We start from the raw sequence: 17,981 nt of genomic DNA on the forward strand, positions 1-17,981 counted from the left end.
GTGAGTTATGCGATCGCCCATCCCTACACCTGGCAGAAATCGGCGTTTAGAAAACCTTTGGCAGACGATCACAGGTTTTGTCCGCTCAATCTTTGGTGGCAGTCAGCGCCCAGTCGCCTTCCAGCAATTTTACGGTTCAGATCAGACATCAACACGGGCACGTAACTACGATTTAGAGATTGGCGAGTATCCGATCAGGGATTACGATCGCGCTGTCGAGTTAATCGAGATGGCGGAATGGTGCCCTGAAGTTGCAGCAGCTACTGACATTCTCAAAGGGGCAGCATTGTCCTCTGAAGATGGGGACGACCAGGGGTTTACCATTGCCACCGAATTGAATGATGGCAGCGCGATCGACAAGCAAGTCTATACCGTTTGCCTCAATACTCTAGAGCGCCTATTCCCGCACTCTACTTCTCAAGTGGTGTTAGAGCGGATGCTGAACTGGGGTGATGCGTTCGCTGAGTTGGCGATCGACCTTTCTAAGAATCAAGTCAATTCTCTAATGTTTCTGCCCACGTGGGAAATGTTCAGGGTAGAAGCACAAGGCGAGTTATTAGGCTTTCAGCAACGACGCAGACTCTATGAAGAGGAACCAGCGAAAGTCTTTGTACCAGGGAAGGTAGTACATTGGCGCTATCGTCGCAAGAACCTATACGGTCGATCGCTGTTCCATGAATCGCCGCAGGACTGGGCACGGCTGAAGCGGGCAACAGATGCACTGGCGATCGCGGCTGACACGGTAGGCTATAACCCAAATCTACACGCAATGCAGGAGGGTACGACCCGCGAACAGTTGCAGGATTATCAACAACGGTTAGAGCAGCGACAAGCGGACGGCATCATTACTGACTATTATTTGATGCCGGGGCAAGACATTAAAAAGCTAAGCAACATAAACCCAGACATTGAGGCTTTAGCGGCTAATGTCTTGCAGTGGCGTAGTCGCATTGTGATGCGATCGCGTGTCCCTCCCTATTTGTTGGGATTGCCCGCGATCGGTGCTCAAGAGATTGCAGGACAGCCTGCATTGGAAAATGCCCGTCATGTGAACGAGATCAGAATGTGTTTGACTGAAGGCGTGATGCAAGTCTTGCACACTGAGCTATATCTGAAGGGGATTAATACTGGGCTGTGGTTGAATAAGCTGAAGCTGGTATTCCCCAAAATCATTACTAATGCGATGGCACCGGGTCAAGGGGCAAGTAGCGAGGGTGATCCCGGTGAGTTGGATGAACCGGGGATTACTGATTTAGATTCAACGCGAGTACCAATTTTTAGCACCAATGGGAGGCACCATTAATGAAACCTACAGAGCGGCAGGTAGTAGTACATACAAAGACTATTGACGGCTATGAGTACATCTCTCATTTTGAGTGGAAGCCTGAAGGTTTCTTTGATCCAACCATTCCTAGATATACGATTTGGGATATATCAGTAAAACCTAAAGATGCTTAACCAATGGACATCATCGCTAAAGACGATGCATTCAAGCCACCATCTGAGACTCTGCCACCTATGAAAGAATTAGAGGCGATCGCTGAAATTGACGATGCAGCAGTGAGTAACGCAATCGACCAGTGGAAAGCTAACCCACCTGATGCAGAGTTCAAGTTGATTCTAGAGGCGACTGACGATGCAGAAACGAATTAAGCTTTTGAACAGCAGCGATCGTGATTTTCATTACGGTGCAGACCGCGATCGGATTGTGCGAATCTTTCAGGAACGAGGCTACAGCATCAGTGCCTACGAAGCGCGATCGCTCTGGGAACAGTTTTCAGAAATGATGGCGGCGGGCTGGATGTCCCCACCTGAAGATGATGAAGAGGTTTTCAACAGTGTCAAAACCTTCTTTGAAGTAGAAGAGGCGACTGATGGCGAGTCGTGAGTTTGCCTACGATGCCTCATCCGGTCGTTACCGTGCCACCAGTGGTGCGGGCAAGGGGCAGTACATCAGCAGTAAGGCTATAACCGCTCTCACTGAGTCCTACATTGACCAGTCAAAAGAGAAGGCGCGATCGCTCACCTCTGATCTGTTAGCGGGAAATCTGCGAGTAGGTGAATGGGAGAAGGCGATCGCGCTTGAATTGAAGTCTGCCCACATCAACGCTTTCACTTTAGGCAGAGGTGGTCAAGCACGGTTAGAAACGGCAAAAGAGCGATCGTATGGGCTGATTGGTGCCGAACTGAAGAAAGAATACGGCTATCTCAGGGGCTTCAGCAAAGATATTTTGGCAGGCTACCTGAGTGAGTTGCAAATACAAAACCGCGTCTCTATGTACCTGGATGCCCTACACGGCAGTTTTGAGCTAGGAAGGTTAGAAGCACATAAAGCAGACGGCTTCATCAGAGAACGGCGCATTAGAGACTCTAGAGAATCGTGTGATGACTGCGTTGGGTACGCCGCTCAAGGGTGGGTAGACATTGGCTCACTACCGAATCCTGGCGACAAGTCGAGTTGCCGATCGATGTGCCGCTGTAGCAAGCAGTTCGACAAAGGCGATAGTGGTCAGGATAGTTTGTTAGCGCGATCGTGGGGATGGACAGGTGCTGCAATCTCTAGACCGCTGAGTATGATGGCTTTAAGTAAGAGTTAGAACAATGCTGCAATTCCCATCGTTTGATAGCGCGATCGCGTCCGTCCCTGGCATGGGGCAACCTGAACCCTGGCAACTAGACCAGATGAACAAATTCAGACCCAAAGGCATGAAGCCCTACACAGCCGATCAGATGGTATCGGTGCCCATGCTGGCATCCCACAACCTGATGAGCTTCAGTAATGGCGTGTGGGATGACCAATCGATTGAAAGCATGGCGGCATTCTTCCCCGGCAAGCCCATGAACCTTAACCACTCGTGGGAGGACGTGCAGCAAAATGTCGGGTTTGTATACTCTGCCTATGCCATCCAGACACCAGACGCACCCGTTAACATTCTGAATGCGGCTGATTATTTTGACATCAACCGAAGCATCGTCGCTAACCACGGCTTTCAATTCTTGCTGACCTATGCTGCGTTCCCTGCTGATAGTCCAGCGGTCAATGCAATCGGCTACGGCATGGCAAAAGATGTAAGTACAGGTGGCATCACTGACAGCACGATGATTTGCCCCTTGTGCGATGGGGAGTTCTTCACTGATGAATGTGACGGGCACATGCCACCCCACCCCATGCTGCTATTCTTTTTGGGCGATGAGGAAGGGATTGATTGGGCACCTTATTACATTCGTGCTGGTTTCCACACCGCTGTAGAGCTGACCCTATGCGTCAGTGGCAATTTACCCGGCGCTGAAGTGCTGACAGAACCTGAAGAAGCAGGTGATCCAGTAGAGGAAGAAGCAGGGCAGGCGATCGGGCTTCAGGTGATTCGTTAGTAATTGATGAAGTAAGCTCGCTCTACGAAGGCGCTGTTGATTGCATTAATCATTCTGCGGTTTGGATGAAGATTGCCAGATTCAATTATTTCTAATTGCGAAAGATCTATATCAATATCTTTAGCAAGATGCTCTTGCGCCATCCCTAACCGCTGACGCATTTCTCGTATTGCCTGACCACCCACACTCTCGCTTAATGTTAATTCTCTATATCTAGTCATCATCCCTCCAAATCTGGTAACGGTTTTTCTACTAACAGTCGGGCATCAATCTTCAAGGCATGGGCGATCGGAAATAAACAGGTGGCAGGCAGAGTGCGTCCACGCTCAATACTGCTAACCCATCGCTGCGATCGACCCAGTACAGATCCAAGCTTTGCTTGAGAAAGTTCTAAAGACAATCTTCTGATTCTGATATTACGAGCAAGGATTCTATCAGGATCGTGCAACACTTTTTAGTCTCAATCCCGCTAACTTAGCCAAATACTGGTTACAACCAATTATACCCGCAGAGATAGAGGGCAGCATGTAATTAAAGTTTCTGAAAACTGCTGCCCAATGCGTACCCGTAAACAATCTGTGTTCGTAAAAGACGAACTGAACCAGGATGCAGCCATGAGCGAGACGGATCGCATTGTGGCTGCTGCTAAAGCTTCAATCGCCTCCAAGTCTGCCAACAGTGGTAAAGGCTTCACCAAAGATTCTACAGCGGCAACTGTCGCGGTGACACCTGAACCAGAAAAAGAGCCAACCGAAGAGCCTGAACCCGTAGCGCCTAAAGTTGAGCCAGTTACAGAAGTAGCTGCTGAATCTGTAGCTGTGACCGCTTCTATTACGGCTGATCAATTGGCTGATGTTGTTAGCAGTGCCGTGCAAGCTGCGATCGCACAGCACAAAACGGAAACTGATAGCGCGATCGCGTCAATCAAAGAACAATCGCAAACACAAATTGACGCTGCCAAAGCCGCTGAACAGGAAGCCAGAGACAAGGCTGAAGCATCTGAAGCGTCACGCCTGAACCTAGTGAAAGCTTTCAACCTTGACAAACTCTCTGGAGAACAAACACCCGTGACCAGCAAAGAGGCAGGGATGCCGATGGTAAACCGTCTCACTTCTACCAAGTCGGACGTGCCGATCGGTTCGGTTAAAGAGTTTCTAGAACTGGCTCAGTCATTGCCTAAAGTCGTTCGCAACTCGCAACGCGCTGGGCAAATGGTTTCTTACGACTGGCGTGAGCTTGACGCTTACACCCGCGACAACAAGAAGCAGATGATCAAGGATATGGAATCCTGGGGTAAGGGCATTGGCTTGTTCCGAGGTTCCAACCAAATTACTACTGATTCGGCGACCATCATCAACAACATCCCCGGCGGTTTCCTGGAAACGTTATCAAGCATGATGCGTTCCAATAACCGCCCTGCCTACGTGTTCTGGCAATTCATTGATTATCAATTCGATTTTGCCGCTCGTATGGGTAGCACAATTGACATCCCTCGCGCTGCTTACATCACCGGACCACAGCAAGCTAGCGATCGTCTACTGTCTGGCGGCGGCGTTTACTACCCAATCGATGCAGCCCGTCAGCCTGTACAAACAGGGATTGTGCCTGTCACGATCAAGGAATGGGGTTTAGGCAAGGATTCGACCGCAGCGCCGATCGGTATACCTACGTTTGTCGAAGCCTATTCAATGATCAACCTGCTCGACATCGTGAATCGCAACCTGATGCACGATTTTTACGCTTGGGAAGATCAAAGCGTGATTGAAGCGTGGGACGATACCAGCCGAGTCGTCTACAACAATGGTGGCGAGGTCACAACGCTAGCATCGGATGTTGTTGCCACTAAAGATGGCACGATGACTGAAGATTACCTGCTGTCAATGTTTGGCTACATGCAAGATTTGCAGATTCCTACTCTGACCGATGGTTGCTATATCGGCTGGCTCAATTCTCGCTCTGTCACTCAGCTTAAAAAGTCTTTCCAAACCGTCTGGCAAGCCTCCACGCCTGAAGAATTAAGCGATCTGACCAACATCCTTAATCCTGGCGTCTTGAATGACACAGGCAAGATCAACGGCTATGTTGGCAACTACGGCGGCTTCCACCTGTTTACTTCAAACAACTGGGGGAATGTTTCTGGTCGTGGTTTGCAAACAGAGACGATCGGCGTGACAGCTGGCACCGAAACCCGCAAAAATTACTTTGCAGGGGTGAACACGATCGCTAAAGGCGTAGGGATGCCAGTAGAAATTCGTCAGGACAGCTTGACTAACTTCGATCGTATACATAGTTTTACGTGGCTAGAACACTCATCGGGGTGTATCGGCATCGATGTTGACGGCGCAGGTGATACGTCGCTCGTGCCCCAGCAATTACGTGTGATTGAATCGCGCAACACGACAATCAAGCAATAGATCAGCACTGAGGAATATTCACCATGCCTGATCTAACTGCCCGCGCCAATGAAATCAGATCGCTGCATTGGAAGCGCCAAAAGCAAATGGCTGACGCGCTTGGCTTAGTTAAACCTGACTCTGTGAGTTGGGATGAGCTTGCCGAAACGATCGCAGAAGCTGAAGCGACCAACCCTGACGCAGCGGCGATCGAATCACAATTACCTGCCGAAAATTCTGAAGACGATCCGGCAGTGATGCCAGGTGCTGTCACAGAACTTGGAGAGGATGTATTAATTGCGCCTCTCGCGCTGAGTTTTGCGCTGCGTGGCAACGTTTGCCCTGCCTGCAATGAAAAGCTACGCTCCGACAATAACGGGGTTTTCTGCCCTGTCTTTAATGCTGATTGCCCACGTAACCGAAAGGTAAGCTAAATGGCTGTTTCTATCCCTGTTAAAGCCACCCGACTGCATCAAGACGACCTAGGTGGCTTGGTCAAAGTGCAATACGATTTTGCTGTCCACGGTGGCGCGATCGGTGCTATCGCCATCCCGCTGCTGCTGCCAAATAAAGCTGTCATCTTTGACGGTTTTATGGATGTTGTCACTGCTCCAACGTCATCAGGCTCTGCCACGATCGCAGCTGGCTTCAATACAACTACCGACATTAAAGCAGCTACGGCGATCGCCTCTTACACAGGCATTGTTGCGGTTGTTCCTGTTGGCACGGCTGCGGCTGCTCTGAAATTAACCGCAGATCGACAGTTGACGCTCACTGTTGCAGTGGCAGCTTTGACTGCTGGCAAGATTAACTTCTTCTTCAAGTATTTCATCAGCGAATAGCGATGACCGCAATCTTCACTGAAGACGACAAGGATATTTACGCGCCTTCTGTGACTTTGACTGATGATGCTTTGACAGGTGCGATCTCGTTCTTACAAGCATTAGTTGAAGGAACAGAAGGCGCTAATCGTCCATTGGCGCTCACTCAGTTTGAAGAGATCTTAGAAGTCAATCGCAACCTACAAACAGTCAGACTGTCTTATTTGCCGATCGCTGTCAGCCCAGTCATAGCCTTGCAATACCGCTCTGGCAACTATCTTAACCACCACTATCGCCCGGTAGGAACAAGCGCTTGGCAGTCAATGACAGGCAATAACTACATCCTGGATCGATCGACTGGACAAATCAACCTGAACGCTGAATGGTTGGATTCTTGGGGTCGGCGTGGTGCATCGCCTGCTACCGAAGTGACAGCAGTCTATACGGCGGGCTATGACTTCACAACCGACTCTTATGATGTGCAGCAGATTAAAGCTCTATTTGGGCAATTGCTAACTTACCAGCAAAGTGCTCGATTCTTTGGCTTTGAATCTGTAGACGTTGATCAGGAAGTGGCTGTAAAGATGGCACCGACCGCAACAGTGCCAGTAATCGCTCAAATCCCTAAATCATTACTGCTGCCTTTTAAGAAATACCGACCTAGAGGCACTTAATTTGAAACCCGATCGCGCCTCCCTGTCTCCGCCTTCCTCACCTAACCATGACCACACTGATGAAAAGTAAGAGCAAAGGCAAGGGCGATCGGGCTGTGGTTGTGCTCTGCACAGTTGACTGGAGGTTTTAGGCGATGGCGCTACAACTTGCTGCTAATGGCTTTGATATTGAGACACTAACAGGTGACGCGGGTACTTATACATGGGCTGATGTTGTCGCACTTGGAAGCACGAATCTAACTAGCAATACCGATACCAATGGAGTAACCTACTACCGTTGGAAAGGAACGATCACGGTCGGCTCTACAGCCACACTCAATATCCTGGGTATCAACCTTGAATTGTTAGGTGTTTCAACTTCTCAGCCAGGATGCATTCGAGCGACAGGCAGTGGTACAGTGAATTTTGGGGAGTCTGTCACAGTTGGCAGCAACATAGTCTATAAAAACGGTTGTCAACTAACAATTTCTCGTCTTTTTTATAACAGTGCCAACAACGGGGTGCTTTACGCGGCGTTGAGCTACGACACTTCCAGCCGTAGCTCAACTGGGGCAAAAATTAACCTTTACGCCACGCAAATTAGAGCGCGTCCTGATTTAGTAGCAGCAGGTATAAAACGCTTAGACCTATTTGTATCGAGGATTATAAATACGACAATTGAAAGTGTTGATCCGGCAATCTTGACAGGTGCAGCCGACGCAAAAGGAACGTTTGCCTACTTGCAACCCTCTGGCACAATGGCAGATTCAACCATAATTTATGCTGCTACAGAGTTTGTCACTACTGCCACGCTAAGCGGTGTAAACCGCATCTATCAGCCGTATACAGGGATTGTTGCTTTTAGCGCACTTGATATTACAGCCGCAATTATTGACTCTACTTACGATTACTTTAGTGCCAAAAATTCGGGTATAAAAGTTGTTAACTCCCCGCTAGTAGACCTCACAAAAGGTTTGATTTATTGGGTCAACGCTGCAACCGTTGAAGCCACAAAAATTTATACGCATGACCTTAAAATTACAGACGGCGGTGGCAATGTCAACAACGCTTTTGTAGTGTATACAGGCTATTCCAACCTGAACAATACGAGTGCCCCAGATGGCTCTGTAGGTCGATTTCGTCTTGTCTCCGAGCGCACTAATCTCGGTAGTGGTTATTATACAGGTGGAGGGGATTACCTCAGCTTCTTCCCAACTCCGATTCCAACCGTTTCTACCTCTAGTTACACGCGGCAAATTCGCAGCTATTTGCATCAAGAGGAAGCAGAAACACTTACTATTGATTCTCAAATTGGATCGACAACATTACCTTCTACGATCAAACTTGCTGTTGATGCAGGTATCACGCAAACCAACACCACAACAGTTGGAGCTTATACGGGAATTACAAACGCTTCCGCCTTAATAACTCTTTCTGGCAGCCTGTCTCTAGCTCAAGTTTACGATTCACGCAAATTGTACTGGCGTAACACAGACAGCATCACAGCACCTTTTCGCAGTGGGCAGTTAGCTGATTTTGGGAACACTAATTTGACAATCGCCTCTGGTGGCGTTCTCAATGCTTCTACCGCTAAATTTTCAGATGGCTTCAAATCAAACGGCACAATCACGCTACTTTCTCCCTCCAGTCTCACAACCACATTTCAAACGGATAGCGGCACAGTAGCGCTTCAAGCGGGCGGAGACTATCGACCAATTGCAGCAACAGTTGGAGCGACAGCCACAATCACGGTAGCGGCTGACACCGACATCTCAACTTGGGAGCTAGCGGCAGGCGCTACAATCAATCGTTCCGGTACTGGCACTCGTTTGGTCACGGTTAAAACATTAACTGGCATCGCAGCGGGTACTGACGTAACGCTACAAACGCCTGTGACAACAATCACTATCTCAGGTATTCCAACAGGTGCTAATGCTATTTTAGGTGTCATTGATCTAACGACAATGGCTCAGACGTTCCCCACGATCACAGGGGGCACTGCAACAATCCCTGTTAATCCAGCACGTAGTTATTTTATCGCTTGCGATGCTAGAGGCTATCTCAGAGAAACGGTAACGCTAGCTGGTAACGTGCCTAGCTACACATTTAACCTAACTAACTTCAGGTCACTCTACGATGCTGGTGTTAGCCGCTCAAGTGATATTAGTTTCAATACAAGCACGTTTGAGGTGATGATTGGTAGTGGCACGGCTAATCTGTCATTGGCTGATGTTTTCCATACAATCGAGGATTACCTAGCAACTCCTGAAGCTGTCTTTTTTAGTACTCCTCCCTATCCACAAATCGTTTCTACTGGATCTGGTACTGCAAGACAATATTTAATTTTCCCATATGATGCTGTTGCAGGAACACCAAACCCAGTACGCATTAAACCCAAAACAACAAACACATCAGATCCAACGCTGACCGACTTTGTGATTGTTCATGAAGGTTCGACAGCACCACTATTTACTATTTTCGATTTTACTGGTGCTAGTGGTAGAACGATTCGCTTTCAAACCGAAGCAGTAGCAGCGAGTGTAACAGTGAGTGGTAGTGGCGCTTTAACAACTGAGCAGTCAGCTCAGTTAACGGCTCTCAGCGCTACGCTATCAGATTCAGGCGTATTCAGTACAGGCGCTTTAGTCAACACAAAAGGCGTAATTGGGCTTGCTACTGCAAACTTGGACACACAGCTAACAGGAATCAATACAAATATCGATCAAATTCCGTTAACAGATTATAGCGAGGATATTACAACTATCAAGGACAAAGTTAATCCGTTAACCTATACAGTCACAAATCAAGTTGATTCCAATCCAATCAATCGTACCGGCTTCAATCTTTCTAGTGCTGGAATACAAGCCATCTGGAACGCCCTGGTATCTAGTTTCACTGCTGATGGTACTATCGGCAAATACATTGTCGATTATTTAGACGGTATTGTCGGTTTAGCAGCAGGTAGCAACTTAATCGTCACAGCGATTCAAGAAAGAACAAATCAATTGTCTTTCACAGATGGTAAAGTTGATGCTCAAATTAACAATTTGCCTGCCATTCCAAACAATTGGATTACCGCAGCAGGCATCGCCACTGACGCTATTGATGCTGATGCTTTAGCTACAAGTGCTGTCACTGAGATTCAATCAGGGCTATCGACCTACAGCGGTGGCGATACAGCAGGTACTACAACGCTACTCAGTCGCCTCTCGGTGGCAAGGTCGGGATACCTAGACAACCTAACTAACCTTGATGCGTCAGTGTCAGCGCGTCCAACGCTAACGCAGATAGAAGACTCTACAGTACTGTTCAAAACCTCTCAATATACCGCACCCGCGAATAGTGTTATTTTGAGCGCGATCGGCAATATCCCCACTGTTGTTTACACGTCTACGCTAAGCAGCATCTTGTCGAGCGTGAACGGTATCCCCAACACTCCATTGCTGGTTGGTGATAGCCGCTTGAATTTCCTGGATGCGTCGATCGCAGCTATCCCCACGACAAAAACGGGCTACTCGCTAACAGGTGGCGAAAGAACAGCGATCGCTACAGCCGTTGAAACACAACTGACGAGCGAATTTGAAGCACTCCCCACCGCCACAGAAATCAGAGAAGAGATGGACGCGAATAGCAAACTGGTAGCGATCGACACTAACGCCCAGATTGCAAGACAGGGAGTCACCAACCGTTACAAAATCGATGAGGATGCCAATACAGGCACACTGTACGCTGATGATGGCACTACACCGATTGCAGTGCAAAACCTGCTAGACAAAGATGGTAATCCTGCCAGTACGCAAACTTACGAGAGGGTACCGCAATAGTGTTGTTCCCTTCAGGCGTGAACCCAGACAGCACAAATCCGGGCTTCCCGTTGGGCATCGACCCAGCAACACTGCTCGTCCTAATCCTGATTACTTGCCTCACATTCACCCCGGCACCAGCATCTATTGTCACCTTCACTTTTATCAGTCCTTCAGCAACACTCGCATGGTTCTCAGTGCTGAGCGACCTTACCTTTACCGATCGCCCTACCGTTGAGGTCGTCTTCAATGCCAATCACACAGCTTGCCCTTAAACCAGATTTGACGATCGGGAATGACCCGGCAGTCTACGCCTTTGACTTGGTGATCAATGGAGAAGTCGTCGCCACAGCGCAGCCAACCACCGTGATTAAAGTGGGCGTAAAGGCGATCGGACAAACCGCCCTACTGGTTCCTGCTACTACAGCTACGCTGACTCCTGGCAACCCTACGATCGGCAAATGGACGGTCAGTTTTAGCAACACCACTACGCTGCTGCAAGACCCTGCCAACCTTGGTAGCGCCATGCTCAAAGAATTGCTGAAATATCCAGACGATCGCGCGGACGATGTGACTGGGCTGCCCACTGGCTTTTGTAAGGCTTTAGTGGAACTTCAGATTGGTGCACCCTATAACAAACGCACGGAGCAGGCGTTAATTTATATCGGCAAGGGGTTGATCGCTTAAACCATGCCTGAACTAACTTGGCTTGAAAGCCGCGAGACTCTACTCAAATACGCTATGGTGCAAGCGCTTAACACAATGCCCTGGTGGATGCCTGCAAGCTGGGCGATCGCGCTGGCTGAGCGTAGGGCTAAGGCAGTGTGCGATCGGCTTGCCCAATGAACCGCTTGATCCTTCCCACGCTCCAAGGCGACCAACAGCGGCAAGTGCTGAACGAATTGGCATCAGCAGACCGTATTAATAACGTCGATCGCCTGAACATTTACCGTCTTTTCGGGTTAGGTGCTGGCGATAAAGTATCGATCGCCTCACTCTGTTTCTTTACTCATCTGGACCTGAGCGCTGTCACTCTAGGCAGCGAAGTCTATATCAACCACGCCGTTTACTTTGACAACGGGGCAAGCATTACGGTGGGCGATCGCGTAGACATCGGCGATCATTGCCGTTTGCTCACTGGTACCCATGCGATCGGTTCTGCCCATGAACGCGCTGGGTATGGCTGTGTACGCAAACCCATCAGTATCGGCGCTGGCTCGTGGCTAGGATCTGGAGTGACGGTGTTGCCAGGGGTAGAGATCGGGCTTGGATGCGTGATTGGTGCCGGGGCTGTGGTCAACCGCGATTGTGAGGATGGGTGGCTCTATGCTGGGGTGCCTGCCAGGAAGGTGCGGCTGTTGCCAACACTCTAGAATGCCGCGACTTGGCAACAGCCGATCGCTTCAGGGCACAAATTTGACGTTGTACCGCTCACAGCAATCAATAAATTCAGCCTCGGTTTCAGCCCATATGTAGCCGATACCTCTCGCTGAAACCTGATAATTATTTGGGGCGTACAAAGTGTGCGCGACATCACGAGCAATCAAAGAGCCGTCTCTGAGTTGGTTGAAATCAATCAAACAGATGAGCGATCGTACCTGCATCTGCTCTACAAAATAAGCATAATCGTTTGAGAAATTCGACTCGTCTACAGCCCTTATGGTTGTCATGTCCGCGATCGCTTATTTTTACGTTTTAACTCTTTAAGTCTTGCCATTTCTTCATAGGCTTCATTTGCTCTCGCTAGTCGTCCACCCATAATGTTGTCGTACCAATCAAGAACGTCTTGCTTTGTTTCTGACACGTCACATTTATCAAAAAGCTGTAGCAAAATCGCCCGACCTCGCACGCCGCCTTTTTGCCGATAATCCTCAAACTCAGCAGCACTATTGGGCGACTCCTTGTGGCACCAAGAGCACAACGTAATCAAGTTATCCAAATCATCCTGACCACCAAGGCAAAGAGGCTGAATATGATGCACTTCCAGCCTACTATCAGCGCTGTCTTCATAGCAACACTGGCACATATGCCGATCGCGCTCTAAAGCTTTTTGTCTGTGACTAGTTCTTTTGGGGCGATCTTCTGCTGGTGCCCAATCCGCAAAATCGTCTAAGCTTGAATCAACCATAGCCTTCCTCTAAAAGGTTGATGGACAGATCGCTTGTTGGGTTGCAACCCTTCAGGCGATTGTTTTATACGGCAAAACCGCTCCATACCATTGTACTCGCTGTTTACAGGTAGCGTCTACGATCACTCGAGTCGCGCCGTGTTTGAGGACAGCGCGGAAGATGTCACGAGGATGGGCGAGGGTTTCGGTAGCGGTGCCGATCGTAATGACCTGTGTTCCCAGCAACCGATGTTTGACATCTAGCATCAAGATGGCGAAGCGTTCTTGGGGCTGCCACATGAGGTCTTGGCTGAGGGCAGCGGCAGCGATCGCTGGGTCATCCACGATCGTATGTTCAGGGGGACGAGACTGAAAGACGCGCTTGCCAAGCTCGATCGCTGCTAAAATGGTAGCTGCCTTCGCTTCACCAACTCCTGAGATGGCGGTTAACTCTGGGATACTGACCTCTCGCAGGGCGGAAAGCGGGTCATGCTGATGTTTACCCACAAATTGCAGGATGTATTGTCCTAGCCCAACCGCAGAGAGTTTGCCGGGTCCCTGCCCCGTAGCGAGAAGAATAGCCAACAGTTCAGCCGTAGCCAGATGCTTGGCTCCATAGGCAACCAAGCGCTCTCGCGGGCGTTCGCTGGCTGGCATGTCGGCTACTTTAAGACAATAGGTCATGCACCAAGAGATTGTTGAGTGAAGAGTACCTCTTAGTTATGCCCAACACTCAGTCATGCCCAACACCAATTTTAAAACTGACAACGGGGGCTAGCTGCTCCTTTCAGAGCGACAGACCATGCCATTAATTGCTGTCATTGAAGCGTTACTGAAGCAACCACCGATTCCGTTTAAGCCAGAGCAGCAGTCGCTCAAAGGCTGGGTGATGTACTGTTTGCGCGATCGCGGCTTCAAGGTCATTTATGCTCAAAACGCTGATTTTGCGATTGAAACACGAGAAGGTGGCAAGGTGTACTTTAACGTCACCGAGGCGACTGTGGAGCAAGATAGTAACACTGTTTGGATTGTGCGCGATCGCGCCACCCAGCAAATCACTGTACTTCCACCACAGGCATAGTTTCCAGAAATCAGCCTTTGTGTAGCTAGAACGGTGCTTATGAGACGCGTGCTTTAGAAGAGGGTCTCAGGTTTGCAGTCTGCCCGCGCATGAAGCGATCGGCAATGCGAGACCGCTGCTGCCAGTCCAGGCGAAGTTTGTCGTCTGATCTGCCCGTCAGTAAGGTGGTGATTTCGTCCCACAAGGCGCGATCGGCGGTATGAAGGTCAAGGAGCATTAAGCTGACCCCTAATAGCAGTAGCGTTACGCCAAACACAAACAGCCCTAACGAGATAGGCACTAGCCATTCCAGGTTAATCAAGGTTCTCAGCGCCAACGCCAAGGTGCTGACGATCGCACACATGAGCGCGTAAGCGTTGGCTAAAACGCTGTAACGCACCACTTTGTAACGATGTTGTAACTGACGCAGGTGCTTCTTCGCCTGCAATACGCGACCAGTATAGCGATCGCCCCCAGTGCCCTCATTCCCCAAGCCCAACCGCTCAATGCACTGGCGTGCTGCTTGCAAGCCCTCCTCAAGTGCGCTCTGACGGAGACTGATGCGGCTCAGCAGCAGCGCACACGCTAACGTCATCAGCAGTGAATTCAGAATTAGCTGGATTAATTGGGTTGTCTGCTCAACGCTCATGGGATTTCCTCAGCCTTGCAGGCAATGTAGGCAAATGATACGAGTTGTTGGTCAAGGAAGCAATCAATAGTCATGAATAGCATTATTATGTTAGTACATACGAACTATTTGCGCTACCCCAGCCGAAGAGAAGTGCTGATTCTTTCGCTACAGTACGCAATGCGTTATGGCAGGAAGGATGTACAAGCTAAAGTTCTCATCTACACGGCTCGGACATCTAGGTTGTCAAAACTGGCAAAGAAACCGCGATTAAGCAAGACGACGATTAAGCAAGACGACCCGACTGGATACTTCTTCAACCGCCAACGAGCAGAGCCACAGGAAAATGCTGAAGTGCCTCACTCACCGCGATCGTGCCCTGAGTGTGGATGGACTGATTTGTCACTGCGTTTGTCCAGGTTGATGGGAAATTTGAGGGCACAATGATGTGGGTATCGTGCCAAACGTCTACTCCTAAAGGACGCTCACCGGGTTGAATCAAACTGGTCAAAAAGCGAGGTGCGATCGCGATCGCAACCTGCCCCTCAAAGGTGCGAGCAAACGCGACTATATGATTCTGCAAAACACCATCTACGGTTAGCGGTTGGTAATCACCCTGCTGAAACAACGCTGCAAAGTTCTTTCTAGCTTGCAGTAGCTGATAAGTCAAAAACAGCTTAATGTTGCCATTAGTTCTATTAGTAAAAAGGTCATCAATGAGCGCAAGCGGATCATGCAGCACGTTTGCTTGGATTTGCATTAAAGCAGCCGATCGCTGGTCGTAAGCAACCGGACGACGGTTATCAGGATCGACAAAACTCAGGTTCCAAAACTCATCGCCTTGATAGAGGTCAGGTACTCCAGGAGCGGCATTTTTGATCAAAACCTGTGACAGTGAGTTGAAGATACCGTACTCTGCAATCGTTGCTTGAAACGGTCTAAATTGGCTTAAAAAATCGTTTTCAGGTGTAGCTAACAACGTTTCAACAAAAGTGCTAAACCCTCTTTCATAATCACTATCAGGGCGCAACCAGGCGGTATGAACTTTCGCTTCCCGAACCGCTTTGATCACATAATCTTTGACCCGATCGACAAACTCAGGAAACTCCGCGTCAGCAAATGGCAATGATCCCACTAACGTTTGATAGAGAAAATATTCGTCATTGCGATCAGGAATCGTTCTGCCCCCAGTACGCACTTTTTGACTAAAGTTGAGTTCTGCCCAGTGTTTGACTTGTTCTGCCCACGCATCAGGAATTTCTGAAAGTACATTTAAGCGTGCTCTCGCATCTTCGCCACGCTTTGTATCGTGTGTTGATGTTGTATTCATCGAGTGCAGCCACTGCTGTACTTTACGTTGATTAAACTCATGAAACTGTGTTGGGCTAATGCCAAAATGGCTCGGATTGCCGCCGACTTCATTGAGCGAGAGCAAGCGATTGTAAACATACAGCAGCGTGTCTTCAATGCCTTTTGCCATCAATGGTCCAGTCAGTTGCTGCATCCGCATGACAAAACCCAAACGTTCAGCTTTTTGATCATCCGCTAAGTGTTCGCTGTCTTCTCGCAGCAGGATTGTTTCAAGGTACTCCAGCTCTCTTACAAGCAGTGGCAAATGCTGCTTAGCAAGCGCGATTGTTTCCTGAACAACACGTCGATCGGTATCGCTGACCGTATTAGAAGCAACATAAGTGCGGTAAATCGGAAAGAGCGCTAACACTTCGCTTAAGGCACGCTTTAAGCCATACGCAGTAAAGTCACCGCCCGATCGTGTTTGAGCGGCAATACGCTTCAAACGTTGTGCCAGGTTTTCAACATCGCCCGCTAAATTCTTATCAATGATCAGCCATTTCTTTTCGGCTGATAGGCGATCGTAATCAGCGCTTACGCCTGTAAACGTAATGTAAAAATGATTGAATGCAGCTTCGTTTGCTGTGTTGCAAAAAAGCCCGTTGACATAGTTTAGAAATTCGTAGCCACTGGTGCCTTGAATTTGCCAACTGGTCGGCAATGCTTCCGTTAACTCTAGAATTTTTTCGACTGTAATATACACATCACCAATTTTTTCACGAAGTCGCTCTAAGTATTCGGCTGGATTATAAAGACCGTCAATGTGATCAATCCGTAACCCTGTAAAAATACCATCCTCAGTTAGTTGGGTAATGAGCGAATGCGTTTTGTGAAAGACTTTAATTTCTTCAACTTTGACTGAAATCAACTCATTCACTGTGAAAAAGCGGCGGTAGTTGATTTCTTCTGCTCCAACTTTCCAAAATGAGAGCCGATAAAGTTGTTCACTCAGCAAACTATCGAGAAGATTGAAGCTTTCTGAGTTGCCGACTTCACCGTTGAATGACTGCACATTAGCAACAAATAATTCTCTAACTGCTTCATTTTGTTCGTGCAATTCCCACAGTAAGCCCTTTACAAATGCCACCTGATCATACCGTTCTCTGCCTTTTGCTTCAGTCGGTATGTTCTTAAGGAGATAAAGGATGCCCAGTAGTTTTACAAAGTCTGGGTGTCGTCTGCCGAGAGATTTTGTTAACTGCCCTAAGTTATAAGTAATGAACCGTGCATATGACTCGATGCGAACTGGTAAGCGTAGACCAAAGTAATTGACACTCAAACCTGTTTCGTCATACGCAAGTTTGATTTCGCCATTCTCTAAACAATCGCTATATAAATTGCCTAAGAGCGGTGCTAGTATTCGTCCGCGAATATCTTCATATGCGTGATTCCAATCAATATCAAAGTAGTCAAAACTATCCGAATCAAAGCCGTTTTCCAAAACATCCATCAACCACAGATTCTGGCTGTCGTATGCCATGTGGTTGGGCACAATGTCTTGTAGCCAACCCATTTGATGCTGCTGAGTCGCACTTACCAGCGCATCAAAATCTTCGTGGGTACCCAGTTCAGGGTTAAGTTGTGTTGGGTCTACAACATCGTAGCCATGACTACTTCCAGCTCTGGCTTTAAAGATGGGAGAGGCATAGAGATCAGAAATACCTAGCTCTGCAAGGTAAGGCACGATCGCAGTTGCTGCGGCAAAATCATACTCTTTACGAAATTGAAGGCGATATGTAGAAACCGGAATTCTCATATATCATGACTCATGAATGAATGCACCTAACTGTCACT

General features: G+C 48.6%; 22 protein-coding genes and 1 pseudogene. 16 read left to right on the forward strand and 7 right to left on the reverse strand.

Annotated elements, in window-relative coordinates; genetic code table 11:
* Positions 1–7 precede the first annotated feature (7 nt).
* The 6 genes from AC5JO6_RS23540 to AC5JO6_RS23565 are packed head-to-tail and all read left to right on the forward strand — an operon-like array spanning position 8 to position 3,372.
* Positions 8–1,303, forward strand: a complete 1,296-nt coding sequence (locus AC5JO6_RS23540) for a hypothetical protein (protein ID WP_496083472.1) — start codon at positions 8–10, stop codon at positions 1,301–1,303.
* Positions 1,303–1,458, forward strand: a complete 156-nt coding sequence (locus AC5JO6_RS23545) for a hypothetical protein (RefSeq protein WP_496083473.1) — start codon at positions 1,303–1,305, stop codon at positions 1,456–1,458. Before AC5JO6_RS23540 ends, AC5JO6_RS23545 begins: the two co-directional genes overlap by 1 nt.
* Positions 1,459–1,461: 3 nt before the next feature.
* Positions 1,462–1,653 carry a hypothetical protein gene (locus tag AC5JO6_RS23550; RefSeq protein ID WP_496083474.1) on the forward strand — a complete coding sequence of 64 codons (192 nt, stop codon included), beginning with the start codon at positions 1,462–1,464 and terminating at the stop codon, positions 1,651–1,653.
* Positions 1,637–1,888 (forward strand): hypothetical protein, encoded by a 252-nt coding sequence (locus AC5JO6_RS23555; RefSeq protein WP_496083475.1) that lies wholly within the window; start codon positions 1,637–1,639, stop codon positions 1,886–1,888. The genes AC5JO6_RS23550 and AC5JO6_RS23555 overlap by 17 nt, the downstream gene beginning before the upstream one ends.
* Positions 1,875–2,597: a hypothetical protein gene (locus tag AC5JO6_RS23560; protein ID WP_496083476.1), complete on the forward strand. Its 723-nt coding sequence runs from the start codon at positions 1,875–1,877 to the stop codon at positions 2,595–2,597. Before AC5JO6_RS23555 ends, AC5JO6_RS23560 begins: the two co-directional genes overlap by 14 nt.
* Before the next feature lie 4 nt (positions 2,598–2,601).
* Complete coding sequence (locus tag AC5JO6_RS23565; protein ID WP_496083477.1) at positions 2,602–3,372, forward strand: hypothetical protein; 771 nt, start codon at positions 2,602–2,604, stop codon at positions 3,370–3,372.
* Here the strand turns inward: AC5JO6_RS23565 and AC5JO6_RS23570 are convergent.
* Positions 3,369–3,596, reverse strand: coding sequence for a helix-turn-helix domain-containing protein (locus tag AC5JO6_RS23570; RefSeq protein WP_496083478.1), 228 nt, complete (start codon positions 3,594–3,596; stop codon positions 3,369–3,371). The genes AC5JO6_RS23565 and AC5JO6_RS23570 overlap by 4 nt on opposite strands.
* Positions 3,593–3,823, reverse strand: coding sequence for a helix-turn-helix domain-containing protein (locus AC5JO6_RS23575; RefSeq protein WP_496083479.1), 231 nt, complete (start codon positions 3,821–3,823; stop codon positions 3,593–3,595). Before AC5JO6_RS23575 ends, AC5JO6_RS23570 begins: the two co-directional genes overlap by 4 nt.
* Positions 3,824–3,986: 163 nt before the next feature.
* Here AC5JO6_RS23575 and AC5JO6_RS23580 point away from each other — a divergent pair, with 163 nt between their 5' ends.
* The 9 genes from AC5JO6_RS23580 (at position 3,987) to AC5JO6_RS23620 (ending at position 12,415) form a co-directional block, all read left to right on the forward strand.
* Complete coding sequence (locus tag AC5JO6_RS23580) at positions 3,987–5,786, forward strand: hypothetical protein (protein ID WP_496083480.1); 1,800 nt, start codon at positions 3,987–3,989, stop codon at positions 5,784–5,786.
* A gap of 23 nt (positions 5,787–5,809) precedes the next feature.
* Positions 5,810–6,199 carry a hypothetical protein gene (locus AC5JO6_RS23585; RefSeq protein ID WP_496083481.1) on the forward strand — a complete coding sequence of 130 codons (390 nt, stop codon included), beginning with the start codon at positions 5,810–5,812 and terminating at the stop codon, positions 6,197–6,199.
* Positions 6,200–6,607 carry a hypothetical protein gene (locus AC5JO6_RS23590; RefSeq protein ID WP_496083482.1) on the forward strand — a complete coding sequence of 136 codons (408 nt, stop codon included), beginning with the start codon at positions 6,200–6,202 and terminating at the stop codon, positions 6,605–6,607.
* A 2-nt stretch (positions 6,608–6,609) separates the two neighbouring features.
* Positions 6,610–7,260, forward strand: coding sequence for a hypothetical protein (locus tag AC5JO6_RS23595; protein ID WP_496083483.1), 651 nt, complete (start codon positions 6,610–6,612; stop codon positions 7,258–7,260).
* Positions 7,261–7,394: 134 nt separating this feature from the next.
* Positions 7,395–11,063, forward strand: a complete 3,669-nt coding sequence (locus AC5JO6_RS23600) for a beta strand repeat-containing protein (RefSeq protein WP_496083484.1) — start codon at positions 7,395–7,397, stop codon at positions 11,061–11,063.
* Entirely contained in the window at positions 11,063–11,317 is a 255-nt protein-coding gene (locus AC5JO6_RS23605; RefSeq protein ID WP_496083485.1) for a hypothetical protein, read from the forward strand. Before AC5JO6_RS23600 ends, AC5JO6_RS23605 begins: the two co-directional genes overlap by 1 nt.
* Positions 11,292–11,729, forward strand: a complete 438-nt coding sequence (locus AC5JO6_RS23610; RefSeq protein ID WP_496083486.1) for a hypothetical protein — start codon at positions 11,292–11,294, stop codon at positions 11,727–11,729. The genes AC5JO6_RS23605 and AC5JO6_RS23610 overlap by 26 nt, the downstream gene beginning before the upstream one ends.
* Before the next feature lie 3 nt (positions 11,730–11,732).
* Complete coding sequence (locus AC5JO6_RS23615) at positions 11,733–11,888, forward strand: hypothetical protein (RefSeq protein WP_496083487.1); 156 nt, start codon at positions 11,733–11,735, stop codon at positions 11,886–11,888.
* Entirely contained in the window at positions 11,885–12,415 is a 531-nt protein-coding gene (locus AC5JO6_RS23620; RefSeq protein ID WP_496083488.1) for an acyltransferase, read from the forward strand. Before AC5JO6_RS23615 ends, AC5JO6_RS23620 begins: the two co-directional genes overlap by 4 nt.
* 30 nt (positions 12,416–12,445) lie before the next feature.
* Here the strand turns inward: AC5JO6_RS23620 and AC5JO6_RS23625 are convergent, their stop codons facing one another.
* The 3 genes and pseudogenes from AC5JO6_RS23625 to radC all read right to left on the reverse strand — a co-directional run.
* On the reverse strand, positions 12,446–12,712 hold the full coding sequence (locus AC5JO6_RS23625; protein WP_496083489.1) for a hypothetical protein: 267 nt from the start codon (positions 12,710–12,712) through the stop codon (positions 12,446–12,448).
* Entirely contained in the window at positions 12,709–13,170 is a 462-nt protein-coding gene (locus AC5JO6_RS23630) for an HNH endonuclease (protein ID WP_496083490.1), read from the reverse strand. The genes AC5JO6_RS23625 and AC5JO6_RS23630 overlap by 4 nt, the downstream gene beginning before the upstream one ends.
* Positions 13,171–13,287: 117 nt before the next feature.
* A pseudogene (radC, locus tag AC5JO6_RS23635) lies at positions 13,288–13,833 on the reverse strand (RadC family protein); the annotation flags it as partial.
* Between the two features lie 118 nt (positions 13,834–13,951).
* Between radC and AC5JO6_RS23640 the strand changes: the two are divergent.
* Positions 13,952–14,230 (forward strand): hypothetical protein, encoded by a 279-nt coding sequence (locus AC5JO6_RS23640; protein WP_496083491.1) that lies wholly within the window; start codon positions 13,952–13,954, stop codon positions 14,228–14,230.
* A 37-nt stretch (positions 14,231–14,267) separates the two neighbouring features.
* Here the strand turns inward: AC5JO6_RS23640 and AC5JO6_RS23645 are convergent, their stop codons facing one another.
* Both AC5JO6_RS23645 and treY read right to left on the reverse strand, forming a co-directional pair.
* Entirely contained in the window at positions 14,268–14,858 is a 591-nt protein-coding gene (locus AC5JO6_RS23645; RefSeq protein ID WP_496083492.1) for a DUF2721 domain-containing protein, read from the reverse strand.
* 295 nt (positions 14,859–15,153) lie between these two features.
* Entirely contained in the window at positions 15,154–17,943 is a 2,790-nt protein-coding gene (treY, locus tag AC5JO6_RS23650) for a malto-oligosyltrehalose synthase (RefSeq protein WP_496083493.1), read from the reverse strand.
* Positions 17,944–17,981: the final 38 nt, after the last annotated feature.

Source organism: Tildeniella sp. (assembly GCF_059505325.1).